The organism is bacterium, assembly GCA_040755755.1.
Classification (GTDB): Bacteria; SZUA-182; SZUA-182; order DTGQ01; family DTGQ01; genus DTGQ01.
This window is the reverse complement of the sequence record JBFLZW010000070.1, coordinates 1-2197: the sequence shown is the minus strand read 5'-3', so window position 1 is coordinate 2197 and position 2197 is coordinate 1. Positions and strand designations below refer to the sequence as shown.

Sequence of the window (2197 nt, the reverse complement as noted above, 5' to 3'; positions counted from 1 at the left end):
CACCTGATCTAAACAATAAAATAGCCAAAGGTTGAGGTAAAAATAAAGTTAGCTAAGGAATAGAATTATAGGTTAAGGGCAAGAGCACAGAATTATTCTTACCTATCTGTATGGTAGATAAACTAAAGCAGTGATAGATTCATCAAGAAGTCATAAAGGGGAGAAAGATCATGGAAGGGTGTATAAGGCAATATATCTACCTGCCCAAGTTGGGGGTACCCATTGCCTTAAGCAGCACCAAGGCCCAGGCTCTTTTGGGACTCCAAGGTGAGCTTTGGCACTGCGTGAGCTTTGGCACTGCTTTTAAGGCTTGGGGCGAAGTAACAGCTTGTTGCAGGTAAGATAAAAATTCTCCAGTGAGATAAAGGTCTTAAAGATCTCTTGGCCTTGGTTAGAATGGCGGTGATACCCCATCGGGGTTCGTGGACACATCGATGACGCAGTAGTGATTATTCTGCCTGGCCACGTAGACAAAGCATTCCCTGCCGATGATCTGTTGTGTTGAGATCTTATGATCTGGTGAATAGCCCAGGATGTTACTGATCCATCGGTAGAATTTGCTTTGCTTGAGAAGAGTTGGCTTCACGGTTCCGGAGAACTGGTAGTGATTGAGTTGTCCTTCCTCAATGATGAGGAAAGTAATACGCAGATATTGACCAAAGATTCCATTTTCCCTTTTTATCCGAGAGACCCTGGCTTTAAAAAACCCCTCCGGTATGTCGTTGAATACAAACTCCATAGATTCATCTTCCATAGTTTCATCCCTCATTTTTGTCTACAGCCTGATCTATAACTCTATAACTCCTTGGATGCTCTGTAGACTTCCTCCTCAGTTAAGGTATCCTTCTTCTCCAATGCTCCTATGGTCAGGGTTTTTAGCGCCAGTTTATTGATGAGGCGACAGACCCCGGCAGAGACCTGATAGATGGCACACAGGGCGCTTTGGTTAAAGATGGGGCTTTTGGCACCAGCCAGGTGCATCTGATGGTTCACATAGCTTTCGGTCTCCTCTTTCGACAGGGGAGTGAGGTGGAATTTGAGCAGGATGCGCTGATTGAAGGACTGATAGACTGGCCCAAGGAGCCTGTCTCTTAAGTGAGGCTGGCCAGAAAGGATGAAGATGGCCGGATCGATGGAGTCAAAATGGAAGTTGGTAATGATTTGCAGTTCGGAGAAATTTTCGTTCATGAAAAGGTGGGCCTCATCGAAGATGATGACCGGGATTTTTTTCCTGTTCTCTACATAATCCCGTATGGCACTTTGGATACAGACAAAAAGCTGTGCTTTGCGATAGGGGGGCTCAACTCCCAGATTGGCTGCCAGTTGCCGGTAAAAGTCCAGGATATTCACGGTAGACAAGGGAAGGTAGAAGTAGTGGTAGAGATTTCTATTGAGGCTGTCTGCAAAGGCCCTTAACTGAACAGTTTTTCCAGCCCCGGGGGCTCCGGTAAGCAGCATGATTCCTCTGTGCTGTTTAAGGTACTCCAGGCGCTGGCGAAGCTCTCTGGTGCACTCAGAGGCAAAGATATCAGTGGGGGCGATATCTTTGGGAAAGGGTGTCTTTTTCAGGTTAAAATAGACCTCGATCATCTTTTACCTCCTTTGTCTGGCTGTCTGCTGGCTTCTTATCTTCCCGGCTGTCTGCTGTCCTTTTATCTTCCCGGCTATCTGCCTGGCTGTCTGCCTTCTTATCTGTCTGCGGTTGATCAAATTTTATTCCCCAGGCTGGCAGGTTGGCATTTTCATGAAGATTGACCCTTTTTACCTTGCAGACAGGCTGGTCATTTTCGTAGATGCTCAGATCCTGTGGGTTATCCGATGGGTATCTGAGCTCGATCACCTTTCCCATAAAGCCAGGGGGAGTCTCATAGAGAATAGAGTTAACCGAGATGGTGGAATCGTTTTTGACCCTTCTTTTTATGCTGATATAAAAAGCAAGATCAAGCTCCTGGGCCGCTACCCGCCTGATCGGGGTAGTGGCCAGATCCGTCATCCATCTATCGAGAGGTTTGGTTTGGATGCCGTGATGAAAACTTTTCTGATACTCCTTATCGAGCCAGCGGTCAAAGGAGATATTCAACTGGGCCAGATCCATCGTCTCAGCGTCTATCAGGGGCAAAAACTTCTCCCTCACCGTTCTGTTGAACCGCTCAATCTTGCCTCGCGATGGGCTGTCATACGGTTTACTGTGGACCAG

Annotated in this window: 3 protein-coding genes; all 3 read right to left on the bottom strand. The window is 46.9% G+C overall.

The window, feature by feature from the left end:
* Nucleotides 1-391: 391 nt before the first annotated feature.
* On the bottom strand, nt 392-754 hold the full coding sequence (locus tag AB1611_19640; GenBank protein ID MEW6381795.1) for a hypothetical protein: 363 nt from the start codon (nt 752-754) through the stop codon (nt 392-394).
* Between the two features lie 41 nt (nt 755-795).
* Nucleotides 796-1590 carry an AAA family ATPase gene (locus tag AB1611_19635; protein ID MEW6381794.1) on the bottom strand — a complete coding sequence of 265 codons (795 nt, stop codon included), beginning with the start codon at nt 1588-1590 and terminating at the stop codon, nt 796-798.
* On the bottom strand, nt 1571-2197 hold a 627-nt coding region (locus AB1611_19630; GenBank protein MEW6381793.1), incomplete at its 5' end, for a hypothetical protein. The genes AB1611_19630 and AB1611_19635, both read right to left, overlap by 20 nt.